This is a genomic window from Streptomyces sp. NPDC051064 (assembly GCF_044455985.1).
GTDB lineage: Bacteria > Actinomycetota > Actinomycetes > Streptomycetales > Streptomycetaceae > Streptomyces.
Genome location: NZ_JBITFK010000002.1, coordinates 479,173 through 500,225, shown reverse-complemented (window position 1 = coordinate 500,225; position 21,053 = coordinate 479,173). Strand labels below are relative to the sequence as shown.

The following is a 21,053-nucleotide window of genomic DNA, read 5'->3' as shown; positions in this document are numbered from 1 at the left end:
GGATGCTGACCCCTTCGAATTCCCCAGGCGCTCATCCGGTGCCGACCGCACTCATTTGATCATCCGACTGAATCGCCCATCTGTCCATAGGGCCGCACACGTGAGCAGCGCCACTGATATGAGTTACCTACGGGAGCGTAGGTAGCATGCCGATATGACTTCTGCCGTCTCCGGGTCCGGACCCGTCGAGCTCACGGACCCCGTACCGGTCAAACCACGGATGCGCGGCTGGCTGCACGCCGGAATGTTCCCCGCGGTGGTCATCGCCGGAATCACGCTGATCACCCTGGCCGACAGCACGCGCGCGCGGGTCGCCTGCGCCGTCTACGTCATCAGCGCCTGCCTGCTGTTCGGTGTGAGCGGGGTCTACCACCGGGGCACGTGGGGCCCGCGCGGCGAAGCGGTGCTGCGCAGGCTGGACCACGCGAACATCTTCCTGATCATCGCGGGCACCTACACGCCGCTGGCCCTCCTGCTGCTGCCCGAGTCCACGAGCGGGCCGCTCCTGTGGGCGATCTGGGGTGCCGCGGCGGCCGGCATAGCCTTCCGCGTGTTCTGGGTCGGCGCCCCACGATGGCTCTACACCCCCTGCTACATCGCCATGGGCTGGGCCGCGGTGTTCTTCCTGCCGGACTTCATGCGCGCCGGCGGTGTCGCGGTGCTGGTCCTGGTGCTCGTCGGCGGGCTGCTCTACAGCGCGGGGGGCATCATCTACGGCCTCAAGCGCCCGAACCCGTCACCTCGCTGGTTCGGATTCCACGAGGTCTTCCACTCGCTGACGCTGGCGGCGTTCATCGCGCACTACGTCGGCATCTCCCTGGTCGCCTACCAGAAGTAACGCCTCCCCGTACGGCGAAGGGCCCGGCCACCAGGGCCGGGCCCTTCGCCGTGCCCGCGTCAGCCGCCCAGCTTCCCGGCCAGCTCCTCCGCGTCCGTCGTGGGCGCGTCGCACACGAAGTGCCGGCAGACGTACGCGGTCGGCTCGCCGCCCACCATCGGCCGGTCCACCAGCAGCGGGAACTCGGGGCCCGCGTCCGCCACCTCGCCCGCCGCGACGACGGCGCCCGGCGCCCGTCCCAGCAGCGCCGTCCGGTGCAGCTCCCCGGCGACCGGTCCGGCCACCGCGACCTCGCGCGGGCCGTCCAGCAGCGCTTCGGCGACCGCCAGCCCCCAGCCGATGAAGCGGGGGGCCTTCGGGCCGAGCGCCCCGACGATCCCGAGGGCGCCCTCGGCCGCCGTGCGGTGCGCCCCGGAGCCGGTGTGGGCCGCGTAGGAGAGCAGCGCGCCCGCGGCGGCGGTCCAGCCGGCCGGGGTGGCGCTGTCGGTGGGGTCCTGGGGGCGGCGGATCAGCCGCTCCGCGTCGTCGGCGGTATCGAACAGCTGCCCGCCCTCGCCCGTGAAGCGCTCCAGCACGATGTCCAGCAAAAAGCCCGCGAAGTCGAGCCAGGCGCCCTCACCCGTGACGGAGGCCAGGGCGAGGAATCCTTCGGCGACATCGCCGTAGTCCTCCAGGACACCGGAGTTCTCCCCCGCGCGGCCGTCCTTCGACGTGCGGCAGAGCCGGGCCGCGTCGCCCATGTGCACCCGTACGAGCAGGTCGGCGGCCTCGGTGGCCCGCTCGACCAGGTCCGGGCGGTCGAAGTACGCCCCGGTCTCGGCGAGCGCGGCGATCGCGAGGCCGTTCCAGGCGGCGACGATCTTGTCGTCGCGCTCGGGGCGCGCCCGCAGCTCGCGCGCCGCGAGCAGCCGGGCCCGCACGTCGGCGACCCGGGCGGCGTCGGTCTCCTCCTCCCCGGTCCGCACGAGCCGCAGGACGGAGGAGCCCTCCTCGAAGGTGCCCTCCTCGGTCACCCCGAAGTGGTCGGCGGCGAAGGCGGCGTCCTCCTCGCCCAGGACCTCGCGCAGCTGCGCGGGCGTCCACACGTAGAAGGCGCCCTCGACGTGACGCCCCTGCGCGTCCTCGCTGTCGGCGTCCAGCGCGGAGGCGAAGCCTCCCTCGGTGGTCCGCAGCTCGCGGACCATGAAGTCCGCCGTCTCCAGGGCGACCCGGCGGGCCAGGTCCGAGCCGGTGGCCCGCCACAGATGGGCGTACACACGGCACAGCAGCGCGTTGTCGTAGAGCATCTTCTCGAAGTGCGGGACGATCCACTCCCCGTCGACCGCATAGCGGGCGAAGCCACCGCCGAGCTGGTCGTAGATCCCGCCGCGCGCCATGGCCGCGCAGCTGTCGGCGGCCATCTGCAGGGCGCCCTCGGCCCCCGTACGGGCGTGGTGGCGCAGCAGGAACTCGATGACCATGGCCGGCGGGAACTTGGGCGCGCCGCCGAAACCGCCGTGCTTCTCGTCGTAGTCCCGGGTCAGCCGCAGCAGGGCCTGCGCCAGCTCCGGTTCGCCGGGCAGGCCGCCCTCACCGGCGGCCAGGGAGCGGCCGGCGAGGTCGCGGACGATGCGCCCGGCCACCTCGGCGACCTCCTCGCGCCGGTCGGTCCAGGCGGCCACGACGCCTTCGAGGACCTGCTGGAAGGAGGGCATGCCGTGGCGGGGCTCGGGCGGGAAGTACGTGCCGAAGTAGAAGGGCTCGGCCTCGTCGGTCAGGAAGACGGTCATCGGCCAGCCGCCCTGGCCGGTCGCGGCCTGGACGGCCTCCATGTACACGGCGTCGACGTCGGGCCGCTCCTCGCGGTCGACCTTCACCGGCACGAAGTGCGCGTTGAGGTAGTCGGCGACGGCCGGGTCCTCGAACGACTCGTGGGCCATCACATGACACCAGTGGCAGCTGGCGTACCCCACGCTGAGCAGCACGGGGACGCCGCGGCGGCGGGCCTCCTCGAACGCCTCGGGCGACCACGGCCACCAGGCGACGGGGTTGTCGGCGTGCTGGAGGAGGTACGGGGAAGTGGTCTGCGCAAGTCGGTTGGCCATACCCCAATCCTTGCGCACCGAGGGTGCGGGCGGGGGGACGGGCTCACCGGGGGCCGGAGTTTCCGCCCGCCGGCGCGCGCGCCCGAGCCGTTGCGGCCCGAGCCCGCGCACCTCGCCGCTCGACGGACCGGCCTGTTCGCGCGGTGCGTCGGCGGCCGGCCGCGCGCCGAACCCGGGGGCGCAGTCTCGCGGACTCCCTGTCGCCGGGGCGCCGGACCGAGGACACTGGATGGTCAACGCAGCGGATCCGGCCGCGACCTGGCCAGGGTCGGGAACGAGGGGGATGCATGGGGATGCGGGACAGCCATCGGGCCGAAGCCGAACGGCTGTTGGCACGTGCCGTGGAGGAAGAGGCGCGGCGGACGGGTGGCCGGACGGACTCCGGCGCGCTGCTGGCCCGTGCGCGGGGCGCGCTCGACACCATGGCGGCGGGCGCGGCCGAGGAGTACGCCGCCTACACCCGGGCGCTGGACGACGCGGGGGCCGGCCAGCAGCCGCTGTCCGCGCGGTTCAGCAGAGCGACGCTGGGAACGCCGATGCTGGTGACGGGAGTTGCCGCTGCGGCCGCCTTCGGCGCGGATCTGGCCCTGGGCACCGCGACCGGTCTCGCCCTGGGCGCGGGCGCGGTCGTCGCCGCCGCGGGGACGACGGTCACGGTGGCGCGGGCGACCGCATCGCACTGGCCGGCCGCCCACCGCAGGGCGGGCGAACGGAACCAGCCCGGCGGCCCCGAGCAGCTGCGCCTGGAGTGGCTGACGGCCCTGGAGGTACGGGGCATCCGCCCGTTCCTCGACCAGCAGCGCATGCTGACCGCGTCCACCCGTCCGCCGAAGAAGACGGGCACCTCCGTGGTGGCGCAGCTGCGCGGCGGTGACCGCAGTGCCGCCGCGCGCGCCCGGTCGGTCCTGGAACAGTCCTTCGGCCATCTGCCCGCCGTGGAGGGCCCGTTCGCGGGGCGCCGCGAGGAACTGGCGCAGATCGCCCGGTGGGTGCACGCGGCCCGCGCCGCGACCGAGACCAGGCCGACCGTCGTGGTCCTGCACGGCACCCCGGGCTCCGGGCGCACCACACTCGCCGTACGGGCCGCGCACGCGCTCAAGGACCAGTTCCGCGGGGCATGCGTGGTCGATCTGCGGGGCGATGTCTCCGGCGAGACCCCGCTGCCGACCCGGGACGCCCTGCTGCACCTGCTCAACCGGCTGGGAGCACCGCGCGAACAGCTGCTCTTCCGCGAGAGGTCCTCCGCCGAGCAGCACGTCCGGCGCCTGAGCGAGCTCTACCACCAGCATCTGACGGGAACACCGGTCACGATCGTCCTGGACGACGCCACCGACGCAGGCCAGGTCCGCACGCTCGTCCCCGAGCGCTCGGACAGCCTGGTCCTCGTCACGGCCCGCGAGCCGCTCGCCCTGCCCGACGACATCCCGGCCCGGGTGTACCACCTGCCCGTCGGCGGTCTGGAGGCGGCGGGCGCCGAGGAGTTGCTGCGGGAGTCGGCGACCGACGAGGAGGCCGGTCCGTACGACTACCCGTCGACCGACACCGTCGTCGAACTGTGCGGCGGGCTGCCGCTCGCCCTCCGCGTGGTGGGCTCCGCACTCGGCGCGCGGTCCCGGGCCGAGCTGGCGTCGGCCCTCGGGGCGTACGGTCCGGTCGCGCCCGTCGAACGGGCCCTGTGGCTGCGCTACACCGACCAGTCCGAGGCGGCCCGCCGGCTGCTGCGGCGGCTCGCCCTCGCCGGGCGGGCCAGCCTCGGGGCCGCCGCGGCCGCGTCGCTGCTGTCCTCGGACGAGCAGGAGGCCGGCCGTCTGCTGGAGACGCTGGCCCGGGCCGGGCTGCTGGTGCATGTGCGGGGCGCGCGCTACCGGCTGCACGACCTCGTCCGGGACTTCGCCCTGGCCAGGCTGCTCGACGAGGAGCCGGCGGCCGACCGTACGGCCGCGCAGGAGCGCCTCATCCAGAACTACGCGGAGCTCGCCGACGCGGTGATCCGCATGGTCGACGGCAAGATGTCCACCCGTGCCGGGCAGTTCGGCTCGCACGGCTTCAGCTCGCTGGACGCCGCCCTGCGCTGGCTGGACGACGAGTCGAGCTTCATCACCTCGGCGCTGCGGCACGCCGAGGGCGTCGACCAGGCGGCGGTGCTCCATCTGCTGGGCGCCCTGTGCGACTACTGCCTGCTGCGCGGCGACCTCTACCGGCTCGGTGAGATCAGCGAGCTGACACAGGCCGTCGACCAGGGGCTCCTGGAGCGGTCGGTGCAGTGGCGTACGGGTATCGCGGCCCGGCAGCTCGGTGAGCTCGACAAGGCCCGCACGACGCTGTCCTCCGTCGTCGGCCTCTACCGCGAGGCGCAGAACGACGCGGGCGCCGCCCTCGCCCTCTGCTCGCTCGGCATCACCCTGCACCACCAGGGCAATCTGGCCGAGGCGTCGGCCCGGCTGCGGGAGGCCCTCGCCCTGCAGGCCTCTCCGGAGCAGGCCGAGGACCGGGCCTGGTCCCTGCACGCCCTGGCAGCCGTCGAACGCGACCGGGCGAATCTGCCCGAGGCCCTGACCCTGCTGGACACCGCGCTTGCCCTGCACCGCGAGGGCGAGTCCCTGCACGGCGAGGCATGGTCGCACTTCCAGCTCGGCCAGGTCTGTCTGCGCCTCGGCGAGGTGGCCCGGGCCGAGGAGGAACTGTCCGCCGCGCTGGACCTGTACGGCCGCACCCGGGACGAGCGCGGGGAGGCCTGGGCCCTGACCCAGCTGGCCCGCGCCCGGCTGCTCGACGGCGACCCGGCACCGGCGGTGGAACAGCTGCGCGACGCCCTCTCCCGGCACCGGGGAAACGAGGACGCGCGGGGCGAGGCGTGGACGCGGTACTACCTCGGGCAGGCGCTGGAGGAGGACGGCGACACCGACCAGGCGGTACGGGAGCTGGAGCGGGCGCGCACGATGTTCTCCCGGATGCGGGACGTGTACGGGCTGGCGTGCGCCCGCCACCATTCGGGGCGCGTCACCCGTGACCAGCGGGCCGCGCAGACGGGCAACCTGCGCAACTCCGGATTCGCCCGGCAGCTCCTGGTGGACGCCCGGGCGGACTTCCGGCGGATCGGGGTGGCCCACGGCGAGGCCTGGACCTGCCTGGAGCTTGCGCTGGTCGACGGCGGGAACAACCGGGCGGCGCAGGCGCTGGAGCTCTGCGGCGAGGCGATCACGCTGTTCGCCTCGTACGGCGATGCCCGCGGCGGTGACTGGGCGGCGTTCCTGCGGTGCACGCTGCTGCCGTACGCCTCACCGGGCGGCAGCGAGGTGGGCACGGCGGTCGCCCAGCAGGAACTCGCGGACCTGCTGGAAGCCCCGCACCCGCTCCGGGACGCCAAGCTGGAGGACTGCGCGGAGGCCTTCCGCGTCGTCCTGAACCGCGGGGTGGACCTGGACGACGGCTGGCAGGCCTGGCGCCTCGGCCTGACGCCGTCCCGGCACGCCCGCGAGGTGATGGGGGTCGCGGTGGGCGTACGGCCCTGAGGCAGGCCGCGAAAGGCCGGGCGGCCGGGCCTGCGCTCGGTCCGGCCGCCCGGCCGGGCCGCGTCAGCCCTTGCCCGAGGCGTTCACCTTCGTCCCGCTGCCGGAGGCGGCCGTCTCCGCCCCGCCGTCGGTGCCCGCGGGCTCCGCCGCCGGGTCGGGGGCCTCCTCGAAGTCGACCTTGCCCATGTGGCGGTTCATCGACTTCATCAGGAGCCACACCCCGACGGCGAGCGCCGCGAAGACGAGGAAGCCGAGGACGCCGGGAGTCACCTTGTTCTTGTCGAGCTCATCGGCGGCGAGCGGAACGAGCTGCGTCAGTGCCTGGGTCGCGTACATATCAGGCATTGTCGCGGATGCCCGCGAAGAGGTCGCTCTCGGGGAGGGAGGTATCGACCAGAGACTTGGCCAGCTCGTACTCCTCGGTCGGCCAGACCTCCCGCTGGACGTCCATCGGCACCCGGAACCAGCCGCCGTCCGGATCGATCTGCGTCGCGTGCGCGATCAGCGCCTTGTCGCGGATCTCGAAGAAGTCGTCGCACGGGATGTGCGTGGTCAGCGTGCGTTCGGCGCGCTCGAACTCCTTCCAGCGCTCCAGCCAGTCGCCGTACGGGGACTCCAGCCCGCGGGCGAGCAGCGCCTCGTGCAGGGCGAGCGTGCGCGGCTTGTTGAATCCCTGGTTGTAGTAGAGCTTCTGCGGCTGCCAGGCCGGGCCGAACTCCGCCTCGGGGAACCTCTCGGTGTCCCCCGCCGCCTCGAACGCGATCATCGAGATCGTGTGGGTCTTGATGTGGTCGGGGTGCGGATACCCGCCGTTCTCGTCGTAGGTGGTGATCACCTGCGGCCGGAACGCGCGGATCTTCGCGACGAGACGCCCCGCCGCCGTCTCGTCGTCCTCCAGTGCGAAGCAGCCCTCGGGCAGCGGGGGCAGCGGGTCGCCCTCGGGCAGACCCGAGTCGACGAAGCCGAGCCACTCCTGCTTGACGCCCAGGATCTCCCGGGCCTCGTCCATCTCCTTCTTGCGCACCTCGTGGATGTTCGCCTCGATGTACGCGTCCCCCTGGAGCTTCGGGTTGAGGATGGATCCCCGTTCGCCCCCTGTGCAGGTGACGACCAGGACGTCCACCCCCTCGGACACGTACTTGGCCATGGTGGCCGCGCCCTTGCTCGACTCGTCGTCGGGGTGGGCGTGCACGGCCATCAGTCTCAGCTGCTCGGTCAAGACTCGGTCCTCAGTGATTGGTCGCAGTGGTCGGCTTCTATAGTGACTGAACCGGGGGGTGGAAAATTCCTCGATCCCCGGTACGGGAGGAACGATCATGGCAGCGGTGCGCGAGGCCTTGCCCGAGGGGCGCTACGGCCGGTCGCAGGATCAGCGCGCGGACCGCAAGCTGAAGATCATCGGTTCGGTGCTGGGCGTGCTCTTCCTCGCGATGCTCGGCTGGTTCGGCTACGACTACATGGCCGGTCAGGACGTCAGCGCCGAGCTCATCAAGTCCAGGATCGTCTCGGACAGCCGTGCCGAGGTCCACCTGGAGGTCCGCAAGGACCGGGACGCCGACGGGCACTGCACGCTCCGCGCCCTGAGCGAGGACGGCGGCGAGGTCGGCCGGGCGGACTTCCGGTTCGACGAGCGCTCCGAGCGGATCGACGAGGTCGTCTCCCTGCGCACCACCTCCAGGGCGACGGCGGTGGAGCTGATGGGGTGCGCCGCCGGCTGACCGCACCCCGGGGGCGCGCGCCGTGCCTGACACCCGCACTCCGGTGCTGACCTGCACGGATGTGCGTGTGACGATTTACCTTCTCCCCCTTTTCGCGCGGAATTGTTAGGCTCGTTGTTTCGCCCACCCGTGGCAGCGCATGCTTGGGGTAGGGCGTTGCTTTGTATTCCCAGCACCGACGAGGAGCACCCTGTGACCCAGACCAGCGATAACGTCACCTGGCTCACGCCGGAGGCGTACAACCAGCTGAAGGCGGAGCTGGAGTACCTGTCTGGTCCCGCGCGCACGGAGATCTCCGTCAAGATCGCGGCGGCCCGCGAGGAGGGTGACCTCCGCGAGAACGGCGGGTACCACGCGGCCAAGGAGGAGCAGGGCAAGATGGAACTCCGCGTCCGTCAGCTGACCCAGCTCCTGGAGCACGCGAAGGTCGGCGAAGCCCCTGCCGACGACGGCGTGGTCGAGCCCGGCATGGTCGTGACCATCGCCTTCGACGGCGACCCCGACGACACGGTCACCTTCCTGCTCGCCTCCCGCGAGTACGCGAGCACCGACATCGAGACCTACTCCCCGCAGTCCCCGCTCGGCACCGGCGTGAACGGCAAGCGGGTGGGCGACGACGCGGAGTACGAGCTCCCGAACGGCAAGAAGGCCACGGTGAAGATCGTCTCGGCGAAGCCCTACCAGGGCTGACCCCCCACACACGTACGGAGCCCCGGCCGCGAATGCGGCCGGGGCTCCGTCGTGCTCGATACACCCACGGGACAGCCCTTAGCGGGCCAGCAGGTCCTGGATCGCCGCCGCGGTCTCGTCGGGCGCCTCCTCGGCCATGAAGTGCCCCGCCCGGGTCAGCCGGTGGTCCAGGTCCGGCGCCCACGCCTTCCACACCCCGGCGGCGTCGTAGCCCAGCTGCGCGCCCCAGTCCTGCTGGAGGACCGTCACGGGCATGGCCAGCTGCGACCCGGCGTCCAGGTCCGCCTGGTCGTGCGTGACGTCGATGCCCGCCGAGGCCCGGTAGTCGGCGACGATCGACGTCACCGCCGCGGCGCTCGCCCGCAGGTACTCGGCCCGCACCTCCTCCGGCAGGGCGGCCGGGTCGGCGGCCCAGTCGTCGAGGAACGAACCGAAGAACGCGTCCGCGCTGTTGGCGATCATCGTCTCCGGCAGGCCGGGCGGCTGCGCCATGAGGAAGAGGTGGTAGCCGACGGCCGCCGGGGCGCCGTGCAGGACGTTCCACATGTCGAGGGTCGGCACGATGTCGAGGATGCCCAGGTGCGTGATGGTCTCGGGGTGGTCCAGCCCCGCCCTGAAGGCGACCAGGGCGCCCCGGTCGTGGCCGACGAGGGCGAAGCGCTCGTGGCCGAGCGCCGCCGCCAGGGCGACGACGTCGGCGGCCATGGTGCGCTTGGCGTAGACGTCGGGGCCGGTGGCCTCCGGCTTGTCGCTGGCGCCGTAGCCCCGCAGGTCGGGGCAGATCACCGTGTGCTCGCCGGCGAGCCGCTCGGCGACGTGCCGCCACATCAGGTGGGTCTGGGGGAAGCCGTGCAGCAGCACCACCGGGGTGCCGCTGCCGCCGACAGCGGCAGCCAGCTCCACCCCGTCCGCACCGGGGAGGCGGATGTGGTCGAATCCGGGGAGGGTGAGCGTCATGAGGGACCGTCCTGTCGGGTCGGGGGCTGACCGGGCCAGCGTGGGCGACGGCGATCAGCAGCCGATCAGTACGGTTGGGCGCGGCCGCCCCCGGCACGGAGGATGGGTGCCATGCGAATCGACGCGCTCGGTGCCGTGCGGGCCTTCCACGACGACGGGAGCCCGGTCGTCCTGGGCGGGCCCCGCCATCGTGAGGTGCTCGCCCGGCTCGTGGCCGCCGAGGGGCGGATGGTCACCACCGACACGCTGGTCGACGACCTGTGGACCGATCCGCCGGCCCGCGCCGTGGGCGCTCTGCGTACGTTCGTCGCCGCGCTGCGCCGCGCCGTCGAACCCGGTCGGCCGCCCCGCGATCCCCCACGGGTACTCGTCACCGAGGGCCCCGGCTACGCGCTGCGCCTGCCGCGCGAGGATGTGGACGTCCACCGGTTCGAGGACACCCTGGCCCGCGCCCGGCACAGCCCCGACGCGTTGACCGCCCTCGGCGCGGCACTCGCGGCCTGGCGTGGCCCCGCCTACGCCGATGTGACCGGCTCCGCATGGGCACAGCGCGAACGGGCCCGGCTGGAGGAGCTGAGGCTGGAGGGGGTGGAGCTGCGTGCCCGCATCCTCCTCGACTCCGGGGAGGGGGCCGCTCTCGTCGCCGAACTGGGCGCCCATGTCGCCGGACATCCGTGGCGGGAGCCGGCCTGGGGGCTGCTCGCCCGGGCGCTCCACCGCGCGGGCCGCCAGGCCGACGCGCTCGCCACCCTCCGTCGCGCCCGCGCCATGCTCGTCGGTCAGTTGGGGCTCGACCCCGGCGCCGGCCTCCGGCGGCTGGAGGCGGACATCCTCAACGGGTACGAGCCCCTGGAAGCCGCGCCTGCCTCGTGGACCGGCCACGGGGTCCGGCTCGGCCCACGCACCACCGTGGAACTGGCCCGCACCCTCGCACTGGCGGGCGGCGAGGCCCTCGTCCACTCGCGGCGCGACCGTCTCGCCGCCGTCAGGGCGGCGGAACGCACCGGAGACCTCGCCCTGACCGCCCGGATCATCGGCGCCTACGACGTGCCCGCCCTCTGGAGCCGGGCCGACGACCCCGAGCAGTCCCGCGCCGTCGTCGCGGCTGCAGAGCGCACGCTCGCCGCGCTCGGCCCCGAAGGCCCCGCCGAACTGGTCGCCCGCCTCCTGGCCACGGTCGCCGTCGAGAGCCGCAGCGCCGATCTGTCCCGGCCCGAGCTGGAGCGCGCTCAGCAGGCGGCACGGCGGGCCGAGACGCTGGCACGGGAGCAGGCCGACCCCGTCCTGCTGGCGTTCGCCCTCAACGGAGTGTTCCTGCAGTCCTTCGCCCGCCCCGGGCTCGCCCCCGTACGGGACAGGACCGGCGACGAGATCCTCGGCCTGGCCACCCGCCACGGGCTGCCGGACTTCGCCGTGCTCGGCCGGCTCGTCCGCCTGCAGTCCGCCTCGGCCCTCGGCGACCTCGAAGCCGCGGCCTCGCACGCCGACGCGGCCGAACAGCTCGCCGCCGCGACCGAGGCGCCCCTCGTCCCCGTCCTCACCAGGTGGTTCCGGGCGCGGGTCACGGCCACCCGCAGTGCCGAACCCGGCGGACCGACCGCCGCCGAGGCCGCGGCGCACTACCGCGCTGCGGAGGACGCCCTCCGGACGGCCGGTATGCCGGGGCTGCACCGCGGTCTGTTCCCGCTCGCCCTCCTGGGGCTGCGCCTGCTGCACGACCGGCCACCGCCCACCGGCCCGCACCTCGACTGGGGCCCGTACGGACCCTGGGTGCGCCCTCTCGTGCTGCTCGCCCAGGACCGGGCCGAGGAGGCCCGTGCGGCCCTCGCCGCGGTGCCCGAACCCCCGCGTGACCACATGCAGGAAGCGCTGTGGTGCCTGACCGCCCACGCCGCCGCGCGCCTCGGCGAGCGCGGGACCGCCGCACGCGCGGCGGCCGCCCTGCGCGACGCCCGTGCGGAACACGCCGGCGCCGCGAGCGGGATGCTGACCCTGGGCCCGGTGGCGCGCTACCTGGCGGAGGCGGAGGCCTGCGCCGGATAGCGCGCGGCCGTCAGATGGCCGCCTGGCGGTACTTGCGTACGGCCAGCGTGCGGAACACGGCGATGATCACCACCGACCAGATGACCGAGGCCCATACGGGATGCTCCATCGGCCAGGCGTCCGACGGGGAGACACCGGGGTTCCCGAACAGCTCGCGGCACGCCTGGACGGTCGCGCTGAACGGGTTCCACTCGGCGATGGGCTGGAGCCAGCCCGCCATGTTCTCGGTGGGCACGAAGGCGTTCGAGATGAAGGTGACCGGGAACAGCCAGATGAGACCGCCCGAGGTGGCCGCTTCCGGGGTGCGTACGGACAGGCCGATCAGTGCGCCGATCCAGGAGAACGCGTAGCCGAGGAGGAGCAGCAGGGCGAAGGCCCCCAGAGCCTTCGGGATGCCCTCGTGTACGCGCCAGCCGACGAGCAGGGCGACGATCGTGAGCACGATGACGGTGAGCGTGGTCTGGACGAGGTCGGCGAGCGTACGTCCGGTGAGCACCGCACCGCGTGCCATGGGCAGCGAACGGAACCGGTCGATCAGCCCCTTGTGCATGTCGTCCGCGATCCCGGCGCCCGCGCCGGCCGTGGCGAAGGTGACCGTCTGCGCGAAGATGCCCGCCATGAGGAACTCGCGGTAGCCGGCGGCGCTGGTCGATCCGCCGACGACGAGTGACCCGCCGAAGACGTAGCTGAAGAGCACGACGAACATGACCGGCTGGATGAGCCCGAAGAGGACCATCTCCGGGATCCGGCTCATACGGATCAGGTTCCGACGGGCGATGACGAGGGAGTCGGCCACCGACCGGCCGATCGCCCCGCGGGACGTGAACGGTGTCGGGTTCGGCGTGTCCGTGACGGCGGTCACCGCGCGTCCTCCTTCCGGCCCTCTGCGGCCTCGGTCGATGCGTTCTCGCCGTTCCTCTCCAGCTCGGCCGCGTGGCCGGTGAGCGAGATGAAGACGTCGTCGAGGGTGGGGCGGCGCAGGCCGATGTCGTCGATCTCCACGCCGTGGGTGTCGAGGTCGCGGATGACCTCCGCGAGCAGCTTGGCCCCGCCCGTGACCGGGACGGTCAGCTTGCGGGTGTGCTCGGCGACGGAGATCTCGCCCTTGCCGTACGTGGCGAGCACCGAGCGGGCGGGCCCGATCTGGTCGGGCTGGTGCACGACGACCTCCACGCGCTCACCGCCGGTACGGGCCTTGAGCTGGTCGGATGTGCCGCGGGCGATGACCTTGCCGTGGTCGATGACACAGATGTCGTGGGCGAGGTGGTCGGCCTCCTCCAGGTACTGCGTGGTCAGCAGCAGCGTCGTACCGCCCGCGACGAGTTCCTCGATGACCTCCCACAGCTGCTGGCGGTTCCGCGGGTCGAGCCCGGTGGTGGGCTCGTCCATGAACATGACCGGCGGCGAGACGACGAGCGCCGCCGCCAGGTCGAGGCGCCGGCGCATGCCTCCGGAGTACGTCTTCGCGGTGCGGTCGGCCGCGTCGGCGAGGTTGAACTTCTCCAGGAGCTCCCCGGCCCGCTTCTTCGCGTCACGCGCGCTCATCTGGTAGAGCTGCCCGACCATCTGGAGGTTCTCGCGGCCCGTGAGGTACTCGTCGACGGCCGCGAACTGGCCGGAGAGGCCGATCGACCGGCGGACCGCGTCGGGATTCCGCAGGACGTCGATGCCCGCCACGACCGCCCGCCCGCTGTCCGGCTGGAGCAGGGTGGTCAGGACACGTACGGCGGTGGTCTTACCCGCGCCGTTGGGTCCCAGCAGGCCGAGGACGGTGCCTTCGGGTACGTCGAGGTCGACGCCGTCCAGTGCTCGTACATCGCCGAAGGACTTCACCAGGCCTTCGGCGTAAATGGCGCCTGGCATACGAGGTTCCCCCAGTTGCTTTCGCGTGGATTCCTGAGCGGATCGTAGAGTTCCCGCCCCCTCGGGGCCGGGAACACCGGAATGTTCGGCGATGCACGGTAACGCGATACATCGCGACCCACAACAGGTTTTGTGAAGGATGCCGCCGCTCAGGTCCTCACCAGGTAACCCGCGGCGCGCAGCGCGGAGGCGACCTCCTCGCAGTGCTCCGGGCCCTTCGTCTCCAGGTGGAGTTCCACTTCCGCCTCGGTGAGTCCGAGCCGGGGATCGGTCCGTACGTGACTGATGTCGAGCACGTTGGCGTCGGCGGCGGACAGCGTGGCGAGCATCGCGGCCAGCGCCCCCGGGCGGTCGGTGAGCCGCAGCCGCAGGCTGAGGTAGCGGCCCGCCGCGACCATGCCGTGCGTCAGGACGCGCTGCATCAGCAGGGGGTCCATGTTGCCGCCCGACAGCACGGCGACGACGGGCCCGCGGAACGACTCCGGATCGCTCAGCAGCGCCGCGACGGGGCTCGCGCCGGCGGGCTCGACGACCATCTTGGCCCGCTCCAGGCACAGCAGCAGCGCGCTGGAGAGCTCGTCCTCGGAGACGGTGCGGACCTCGTCCACCAGCTCCTGGACCAGCGGGAACGTGAGGTCGCCGGGCCGTCCCACCTTGATCCCGTCGGCCATGGTCTGCACCGAGCCGAGCGCCACCGGATGCCCGGCGGAGAGCGAGGGCGGGAAGGCGGCCGCGCCCTCGGCCTGGACACCGACGACACGGACGTCGGGGCGCAGCGCCTTCACCGCGACCGCGATCCCCGCGGCGAGCCCGCCTCCGCCGATACCGACGACGATCGTGCGGACCTCTGGACACTGTTCGAGGATCTCCAGGCCCACGGTGCCCTGCCCCGCGATGATGTCCGGGTGGTCGAAGGGGTGGATGAAGACGGCCCCGGTCTCCTCGGCGTACTCCTGGGCGGCGGCGAGAGTCTCGTCGACGACATGGCCGTGCAGCCGGACCTCGGCGCCGTACTCCCGGGTCGCCGCGACCTTCGGCAGGGGCGCGCCGACCGGCATGAAGACCGTGGAGCGTACGCCGAGCAGCGAAGAGGCGAGTGCGACACCCTGCGCATGGTTTCCGGCACTCGCGGCCACCACCCCGGCCGCCCGTTCGACGGGGCTGAGCCCGGCGATCCGTACGTACGCGCCACGCAGTTTGAACGACCCGGTGCGCTGCAGGTTCTCGCACTTGAAGTGGACGGGCGCTCCGACGAGGGAGCTGAGATGGCGGCTGCCCTCCATCCCGGTCGTTCTGGCCACCCCGGACAGCATCTTCTGCGCCCCTCGGATGTCGTCGAGGATCAGCGGAGGAAAGGGGCCAGACGTACGGAAGGTCATGACAGCAAGTCTTGCAGCTCGGAGCGGTCGGGGGCGTCGCATCTCATGGCGGCCTGCGGTGGTGTCCACAGGTTTGTGCAGCGCTGGTACACGTTGCCCCGTGGCCGCGTACTCTGTCCCCCACCCATCCGACACTCGCACGAAGAGAGCCCCCGGCCATGCCCCCTCAGGACATGACGACTGCTGCGTCTCCTTCCGGGGGCGCGGCCCCCGGACATCCGGGAACGGACCACCTGCTCGACTCTCTCCAGCACCAGGTGGCGGTCTTCGCCCGCCGTGCCGAGCAGACCCGCCTGGGCGGTGTCGGCCAGGTCCGCAACTCGATGGACCGGGCGGCCTATCTGCTGCTCAACCGGCTCGACGTGGAAGGCCCCATGGGCGTCAAGGCGCTGGCCGCGGGCATGGGGATCGACTCCTCGACCGTGACCCGGCAGGTCGCGCCGCTCGTCGACACCGGACTGGTCAAGCGCACCTCGCACCCGGAGGACGGGCGCGCCGTCGTGCTGCAGCTGTCGCCGCGCGGCCAGGCCCGTCTGGAGGAGGTCCGCGCCTCACGGCGTGAGCTGATGTCCCAGGTGACCGGTGAATGGACCGAGGAGGAGCGCGACACCTTCTGCGCCCTGCTGACCCGGTTCAACGCGTCGCTGGCGGCCAGGCAGGCGGCGAGCCAGCCGGCGCAGGAGGGCTGACCGGGCTCTCCCGGTCTGTAGGTCCGCGTCATCGGATCTACGCTGGAAGTGCCTGCACTCGCGAGTCGAGGAGGTCCGTCATGACACGCAAGGTCGCCGACTGCCGTAAGTATCCGAGCGTCTCGAACTGCACACTCACCATTTCCGGTGAGGAGGACGAAGTCGTCCGCGCCGCCGTCGAGCACGCCGTCTCGGTCCACGAGCACACGGACAGCCCGGAGATGCGCGAGCAGATCCGTGCCTCCCTGGAGGACGAGAAGGTCGCAGTCTGACCGCGGAAGCCGTCCGTCGGCCGGGACGATCCCGTCCCGGCCGACGGTCCCGGCTGTCAGCCGAGGGCCTGCGTCAGGTCGGCCAGCAGGTCGTCGGCGTTCTCGATGCCGACGGACAGCCGGACCAGGTCGGCCGGGACCTCCAGCAGGGAACCGGCGGTGGACGCGTGCGTCATCCGGCCGGGGTGCTCGATCAGCGACTCCACACCACCGAGCGACTCACCGAGTGTGAAGAGCTTCGCGCGGTTGCAGACCTCGACCGCCGCCTCCTCGCCGCCCGCGACACGGAACGACACCATCCCGCCGAACGCCTTCATCTGCTTGGCGGCGACCTCGTGGCCCGGGTGCCCCGGCAGCCCCGGGTAGAGGACCTGGGTCACCTTCGGGTGCCGGGTCAGCAGGTCCGCGACCTTGGTGGCGTTCTCGTCGTGACGGTCCATGCGGACCGCGAGCGTCTTGATGCCCCGCAGCACCAGCCACGCGTCGAACGGCCCGGCGACCGCGCCCATCGCGTTCTGGTGGTACGCCAGCTCCTCGGCGAGCTCCGGGTCGCTGACGACGAGCGCGCCGCCGACGACGTCCGAGTGGCCGCCCATGTACTTCGTGGTGGAGTGCACCACGACGTCGGCGCCGAGCGAGAGCGGCTGCTGGAGGTACGGGCTCGCGAAGGTGTTGTCGACGACCAGGCGCACGCCGGCCTGCCGGGCCACCCCGGCGACGGCCGCGATGTCGGTGATGCCGAGCAGCGGGTTCGAGGGCGTCTCCACCCAGATCGCCTTGGTCCGCGGGGTGAGCGCCGCCCGCACCGCGCTCACGTCCGAGGTGTCGGCGACCGAGAACTCCACGCCCCAGCGCGAGGCGACCTTCGCGAACAGCCGGAACGTGCCGCCGTAGGCGTCGTTCGGGATGACCACGTGGTCACCGGGGGTCAGCAGCGTACGCAGGAGGCAGTCCTCCGCGGCGAGGCCCGACGCGAAGGCGAGGCCGCGGCGGCCGCCCTCCAGCGCCGCCAGGTTCTCCTCCAGTGCGGTGCGGGTGGGGTTGGCGCTGCGGCTGTACTCGTAACCGCCGCGCAGTCCGCCGACGCCGTCCTGCTTGTACGTGGACACCTGGTAGATCGGCGGGACCACGGCGCCGGTGAGGGGATCCGCCGTGTTGCCGGCGTGGATCGCAAGGGTCTCGAAGCTGTGCTGGTCGCTCATGGGGCCCGAGCGTAGTTCGTCAGGAGGGGAGTTACAGGCCACTCGCCGCCCGGATACCCGTCCGGGGACAATGGACCGCATGGAGATTCTCTGGTTCCTGCTCGCCCTGTGCATGCTCGTAGCCGTCGTCGGCCCGGTCATGCTGCGGCGCCGTGGCGGTATCCGCCAGGTCGCGCCCGGTTCGCCCGACGCCGCAGACCCGGACACGTACGGCTTCGCACGCCAGGAGGAGCTGGACATCCGGATGCCGGGGCCCGACCAGGACCTCCTGGACGTCCTCGATGTCGTCCAGGGCACCGGGAGCTGGCGAGCCGCCTCCCAACTGCTGGCGGGTACGCCCAAGGAGAGCGAGATCCGCTGGCAGCGGGTCCAGGCGTTCGCCGGTGCGGCCTCCCTGGAGCTGGCCCAGCGGCCCGGTGCCGGCGGGGCGTGGCTGAGGTCGTGGCGGGCCGAGGCCCCGAAGGACGCGGGCGCTGCGGCGGTGCACGCGGAGTTCCTGGTGCAGCAGGCGTGGCGCACCGGCACCGTGGGCACGGACGACTTCCGGATCATCCTGGAGGAGGCCCGTACCGTCTGCGGCGAGGCCGCCCTGCTCGCCCCGGGCGATCCCGTCCCGTACATCGTGGAACTGGCCGCCGCGCGTGGACTGGGCTACTCCCACGAGCAGTTCGACCAGCTCTGGTTGAAGATCATCGACCGTGCGCCCGCGCACATGGGCGCCCACATCGCGGCCCTGCACTTCTGGTGCGAGAAGTGGCACGGCTCCCGCGAGGAGGCCGACCGCTTCGCGACGACGGCCGCCGCCCGCGCCCCGCAGGGCTCGCTGCTCGCCGCACTGCCGCTGTTCGCGGTGTACGAGCACCTCCCCGAGGTCAATCTGGTGCAGGGGTTCTACCGCGGTGTCGTCGTGACGAAGGCGGTCGAGGGCGCGATGTTCGCGGTGCACTCGGCACGCGCGGACGACCCGATGCTCGCCCACGTCCGGCACCTGCTGGTCCTCTTCCTGGTCCGCATGGAACGCTGGTCGGAGGCGATGCACCAGCTCGTCCACATCGACGGCCACGTGGGCGCGCTGCCCTGGACCCAGAACCCGGACCCGGCCGCCGAGTACACGGTGTACCGGGCCCTGGCCGTCGCGGGGTACGAGGCGAACGGCGGCAGCCCCGCGACGCTGCTCCACTGACCCGGCACACCCGCCCCCTCCGGATTGGACCGGCACACCCATGGCACGACTGATCCCGCTGATCCTGATAGCCCTCGCCGTCTGGTTCTGGCTGCGGGCGCGCAGGAAGACCGCCGCCTACATGGCCTCCTACGAGTCGCGGGCGGGCGGGGTCCGCGAGGGTGACGAGCGTCGCGATCCCCCGGCCCCCGCGGCCTGAGACCCCGGAATCCACGGCGCCCCCGCGGCGTTGTACGGAGCGAACACCGACCCCCGGAGGAGCCCCCGCATGTTCCTGACCCACCGCACCCCGCAGCTCCCCACCCCGGAGGAGGCCCTGCGCGGTCGCCCCATCCCCGAATTCACGGTGCCGTCCCGCCACACGGTGCTCGGCAACCCGCTGGCCGGCCCGTACCCGCAGGGCCTGGAGGTCGCCGACTTCGCGCTGGGCTGTTTCTGGGGCGCCGAGCGCAAGTTCTGGCAGACGGAGGGCGTCTGGACGACGCTCGTCGGCTACCAGGGCGGCTACACGGAGAATCCCTCGTACGAGGAGACGTGCTCGGGTCTGACCGGCCACACGGAGGCCGTGCGCGTCGTCTTCGACCCGAAGGTCGTGAGCTACGCGGATCTGCTGAAGCTCTTCTGGGAGTCCCACAACCCGACCCAGGGCTTCCGCCAGGGCAACGACGTGGGTACGCAGTACCGCTCGGCCCTCTACACCCACTCCCCCGAGCAGGCGGAGGCCGCGGAGGCGTCACGCGAGGCCTATCAGCAGGTGCTGACGGGCGCCGGCTTCAAGCAGATCACCACGGAGATCCTCCCGGCGGAGGGCCGCACCTTCTGGCCCGCCGAGGCGTATCACCAGCAGTACCTCGACAAGAACCCCGACGGCTACTGCGGCATCGGCGGGACGGGCGCCACCCTGGAGTCCCCCTCGGAGACCAACTGGGGCCGCGCCTGCCCGACGGGCATCGCCCCGGCTCCTGGCGCGTGATCCGAGGCGTCACACGATGACCTGGGCCCCGCCATCGGCGAAATGACCGGCGACGGCAGGCGTCCGGTGCCGACTGTCCTTCCTGATCGCTACTCTGTTCCCCCGCCCGGCTGCGGGCGGGGGAACACAGGGGTGGGACATGCGCAGAGGAATCGCCGCACTCGCGGCAGTGGGGGTTGTGGGCGCCGTCATGGTGGCGGCGCCTGCCGCACATGCGGAGGGCCGGGGCGACATCCGGGTCGTCAAGACGGTCGTCAACGCGGGCGGCAGTGTGATCGTCGGCGTCAAGAACGTGAAGCGGTTCCCGATCACCATGACGATCAAGGACAACTCGGGGGTGAAGGGGGTCTCGCACGTGTCCGCCTTCAACGCGTCCAACGGATACGGGCCGGTGTCCTCCCTGGGCACGTCGTGCAGGAAAAGCAGCAGCACGACGTCCGTGTGCACGGCGACGATGGAGATCGACCCGTCGTGGATCGACTTCTACGGCAGCGGCAACGAGGGCTGGGACGCCAACGCGGTGGCCGGGACCTGGCAGGTCAACGCCACGGTGGAGGCCAACGACAAGGACTACTGGATCTCCGACCGCATCGCCACCTTCAGGGTGAAGCGCGCCGCGACCCTGACCACGGACGCGGCGCCCGAGCCGGTGAGGAAGGGCGGCACGCTCACCGTCACGGGCAAGCTGTCACGGGCCAACTGGACGGACCTCAAGTACCACGGGTACACCAAGCAGGTGGTGAAGCTGCAGTACAAGACGCCCGGCGGCGCCTACCACACGGTCAAGACGGCGACCACGGACAGCGCGGGCCGTCTCCGGACGACCGTGAAGGCCGCCGCGTCGGGCAGTTGGCGCTGGGCGTTCCTCGGTACGACCACGACCATGAAGGTCGTCTCCACCGGTGACGCGGTCACGGTGAAGTAGCCGGGTGCCGGCCGCCGCGGTCAGGCGGCTAGCCGCACCTCAACCGTCGAGGTCGGGGCGGGCACGCTCCGGCTCTGCCGGGCGGGCTGCTGCCCGGCCAGCTCCCGCTGGGCCAGGGACAGCACGTCGGTCAGCCCGAGCCCGAGCGAGCGGGCAGCCGCCGCGAGGACCTCGGACGACGCCTCCTTGCGGCCGCGCTCGATCTCGGAGAGGTACGGCACGGAGATCCGGGCGTCCTCGGCCACGTCCTTGAGCGTCCGCTCCTGGGCGGTGCGCTCGCGGCGCAGGACGTCACCGACGACGTCCCGCCAGAGAGGCTCCTTGGCGGCAGGAGCGGGACGCAGAGGAATGACGCGGGCGTGGTTCGGCGCGTTGCTGCTCATCGTCCAAGCGTAGGAACGAAGCGCCCGGCGCGGGAGGGGAAACCCTTCCGCGCCGGGCGGATCTGCTGTCGGCAGAACAGCGGTTGCCGCGACGCCGTCAGCCCTCCGATGTTGCTCTGCGGGCCGGCGTACTCCTGGAGCAGCGCGGGGACGTCGGCGGCCGGGTCGAGCGTGTAGCTGTAGTGGTCGGACGGCTTGAAGGTCGTCCCTCCTTCGGGGGTGGGGGGGGGGGGGCCCCCCCCCCCCCCCGGGGGCGGGGGGGGGGGGGCCCCCCGCCCCCCCCCCCCCCCCCCCCCCCCGGGGCCCCCCCCCCCCCGGGCCCCCCCCCCCCCAAGGCCGGGC

General features: G+C 72.5%; 20 protein-coding genes. 11 read left to right on the top strand and 9 right to left on the bottom strand.

Going from position 1 to position 21,053, the window contains the following annotated elements; translation table 11 throughout:
- Positions 1-154: 154 nt before the first annotated feature.
- On the top strand, positions 155-838 hold the full coding sequence (locus ACIBCU_RS09125) for a hemolysin III family protein (protein ID WP_362940093.1): 684 nt from the start codon (positions 155-157) through the stop codon (positions 836-838).
- Between the two features lie 59 nt (positions 839-897).
- Here the strand turns inward: ACIBCU_RS09125 and ACIBCU_RS09120 are convergent, their stop codons facing one another.
- Positions 898-2,922 carry a thioredoxin domain-containing protein gene (locus tag ACIBCU_RS09120; protein ID WP_399230289.1) on the bottom strand — a complete coding sequence of 675 codons (2,025 nt, stop codon included), beginning with the start codon at positions 2,920-2,922 and terminating at the stop codon, positions 898-900.
- A 293-nt stretch (positions 2,923-3,215) separates the two neighbouring features.
- Here ACIBCU_RS09120 and ACIBCU_RS09115 point away from each other — a divergent pair, with 293 nt between their 5' ends.
- On the top strand, positions 3,216-6,434 hold the full coding sequence (locus tag ACIBCU_RS09115; RefSeq protein WP_399230287.1) for a tetratricopeptide repeat protein: 3,219 nt from the start codon (positions 3,216-3,218) through the stop codon (positions 6,432-6,434).
- A gap of 63 nt (positions 6,435-6,497) precedes the next feature.
- Here the strand turns inward: ACIBCU_RS09115 and ACIBCU_RS09110 are convergent, their stop codons facing one another.
- Positions 6,498-6,770 carry a hypothetical protein gene (locus ACIBCU_RS09110; RefSeq protein WP_399230285.1) on the bottom strand — a complete coding sequence of 91 codons (273 nt, stop codon included), beginning with the start codon at positions 6,768-6,770 and terminating at the stop codon, positions 6,498-6,500.
- A gap of 1 nt (position 6,771) precedes the next feature.
- Positions 6,772-7,653, bottom strand: a complete 882-nt coding sequence (gene mca / locus ACIBCU_RS09105; protein WP_362940105.1) for a mycothiol conjugate amidase Mca — start codon at positions 7,651-7,653, stop codon at positions 6,772-6,774.
- Between the two features lie 97 nt (positions 7,654-7,750).
- Between mca and ACIBCU_RS09100 the strand changes: the two genes are divergently transcribed.
- Complete coding sequence (locus ACIBCU_RS09100; protein WP_362940108.1) at positions 7,751-8,152, top strand: DUF4307 domain-containing protein; 402 nt, start codon at positions 7,751-7,753, stop codon at positions 8,150-8,152.
- Positions 8,153-8,344: 192 nt separating this feature from the next.
- The gene (gene greA, locus ACIBCU_RS09095; RefSeq protein WP_033297886.1) at positions 8,345-8,842 is read left to right on the top strand and encodes a transcription elongation factor GreA; all 498 of its coding nucleotides are present in this window, start codon (positions 8,345-8,347) and stop codon (positions 8,840-8,842) included.
- Positions 8,843-8,920: 78 nt separating this feature from the next.
- Here the strand turns inward: greA and ACIBCU_RS09090 are convergent, their stop codons facing one another.
- Positions 8,921-9,799, bottom strand: a complete 879-nt coding sequence (locus ACIBCU_RS09090) for an alpha/beta hydrolase (RefSeq protein ID WP_362940712.1) — start codon at positions 9,797-9,799, stop codon at positions 8,921-8,923.
- 111 nt (positions 9,800-9,910) lie between these two features.
- On the opposite strand from ACIBCU_RS09090, the gene ACIBCU_RS09085 reads away from it, so the two are divergent.
- Positions 9,911-11,842, top strand: a complete 1,932-nt coding sequence (locus ACIBCU_RS09085) for a BTAD domain-containing putative transcriptional regulator (RefSeq protein ID WP_399230282.1) — start codon at positions 9,911-9,913, stop codon at positions 11,840-11,842.
- A gap of 10 nt (positions 11,843-11,852) precedes the next feature.
- On the opposite strand, the gene ACIBCU_RS09080 is transcribed toward ACIBCU_RS09085, so the two are convergent.
- From ACIBCU_RS09080 to ilvA, 3 genes are all read right to left on the bottom strand, one after another.
- Positions 11,853-12,704, bottom strand: coding sequence for an ABC transporter permease (locus ACIBCU_RS09080; protein WP_362940706.1), 852 nt, complete (start codon positions 12,702-12,704; stop codon positions 11,853-11,855).
- Complete coding sequence (locus tag ACIBCU_RS09075) at positions 12,701-13,705, bottom strand: ATP-binding cassette domain-containing protein (RefSeq protein ID WP_362940703.1); 1,005 nt, start codon at positions 13,703-13,705, stop codon at positions 12,701-12,703. Before ACIBCU_RS09075 ends, ACIBCU_RS09080 begins: the two co-directional genes overlap by 4 nt.
- Before the next feature lie 149 nt (positions 13,706-13,854).
- A complete protein-coding gene (ilvA, locus tag ACIBCU_RS09070; RefSeq protein WP_362940700.1) occupies positions 13,855-15,084 on the bottom strand; it encodes a threonine ammonia-lyase in 1,230 nt (409 codons plus the stop codon).
- Between the two features lie 158 nt (positions 15,085-15,242).
- On the opposite strand from ilvA, the gene ACIBCU_RS09065 reads away from it, so the two are divergent.
- Positions 15,243-15,773, top strand: coding sequence for a MarR family transcriptional regulator (locus tag ACIBCU_RS09065; RefSeq protein ID WP_362940697.1), 531 nt, complete (start codon positions 15,243-15,245; stop codon positions 15,771-15,773).
- Between the two features lie 80 nt (positions 15,774-15,853).
- Positions 15,854-16,045, top strand: a complete 192-nt coding sequence (locus ACIBCU_RS09060) for a DUF1059 domain-containing protein (protein WP_362940694.1) — start codon at positions 15,854-15,856, stop codon at positions 16,043-16,045.
- Between the two features lie 56 nt (positions 16,046-16,101).
- Here the strand turns inward: ACIBCU_RS09060 and ACIBCU_RS09055 are convergent, their stop codons facing one another.
- Positions 16,102-17,247 carry a cystathionine gamma-synthase gene (locus ACIBCU_RS09055; protein ID WP_362940691.1) on the bottom strand — a complete coding sequence of 382 codons (1,146 nt, stop codon included), beginning with the start codon at positions 17,245-17,247 and terminating at the stop codon, positions 16,102-16,104.
- Between the two features lie 79 nt (positions 17,248-17,326).
- Here ACIBCU_RS09055 and ACIBCU_RS09050 point away from each other — a divergent pair, with 79 nt between their 5' ends.
- The 4 genes from ACIBCU_RS09050 (at position 17,327) to ACIBCU_RS09035 (ending at position 20,328) form a co-directional block, all read left to right on the top strand.
- A complete protein-coding gene (locus ACIBCU_RS09050) occupies positions 17,327-18,430 on the top strand; it encodes a hypothetical protein (protein WP_362940688.1) in 1,104 nt (367 codons plus the stop codon).
- A gap of 40 nt (positions 18,431-18,470) precedes the next feature.
- Positions 18,471-18,629 (top strand): hypothetical protein, encoded by a 159-nt coding sequence (locus tag ACIBCU_RS09045; protein ID WP_362940685.1) that lies wholly within the window; start codon positions 18,471-18,473, stop codon positions 18,627-18,629.
- 69 nt (positions 18,630-18,698) lie between these two features.
- Entirely contained in the window at positions 18,699-19,403 is a 705-nt protein-coding gene (gene msrA, locus ACIBCU_RS09040) for a peptide-methionine (S)-S-oxide reductase MsrA (protein ID WP_399230276.1), read from the top strand.
- A 139-nt stretch (positions 19,404-19,542) separates the two neighbouring features.
- Positions 19,543-20,328, top strand: a complete 786-nt coding sequence (locus tag ACIBCU_RS09035) for a hypothetical protein (RefSeq protein WP_399230274.1) — start codon at positions 19,543-19,545, stop codon at positions 20,326-20,328.
- A 20-nt stretch (positions 20,329-20,348) separates the two neighbouring features.
- Here the strand turns inward: ACIBCU_RS09035 and ACIBCU_RS09030 are convergent, their stop codons facing one another.
- A complete protein-coding gene (locus ACIBCU_RS09030) occupies positions 20,349-20,711 on the bottom strand; it encodes a helix-turn-helix domain-containing protein (protein WP_399230272.1) in 363 nt (120 codons plus the stop codon).
- Between the last annotated feature and the right edge of the window lie 342 nt (positions 20,712-21,053).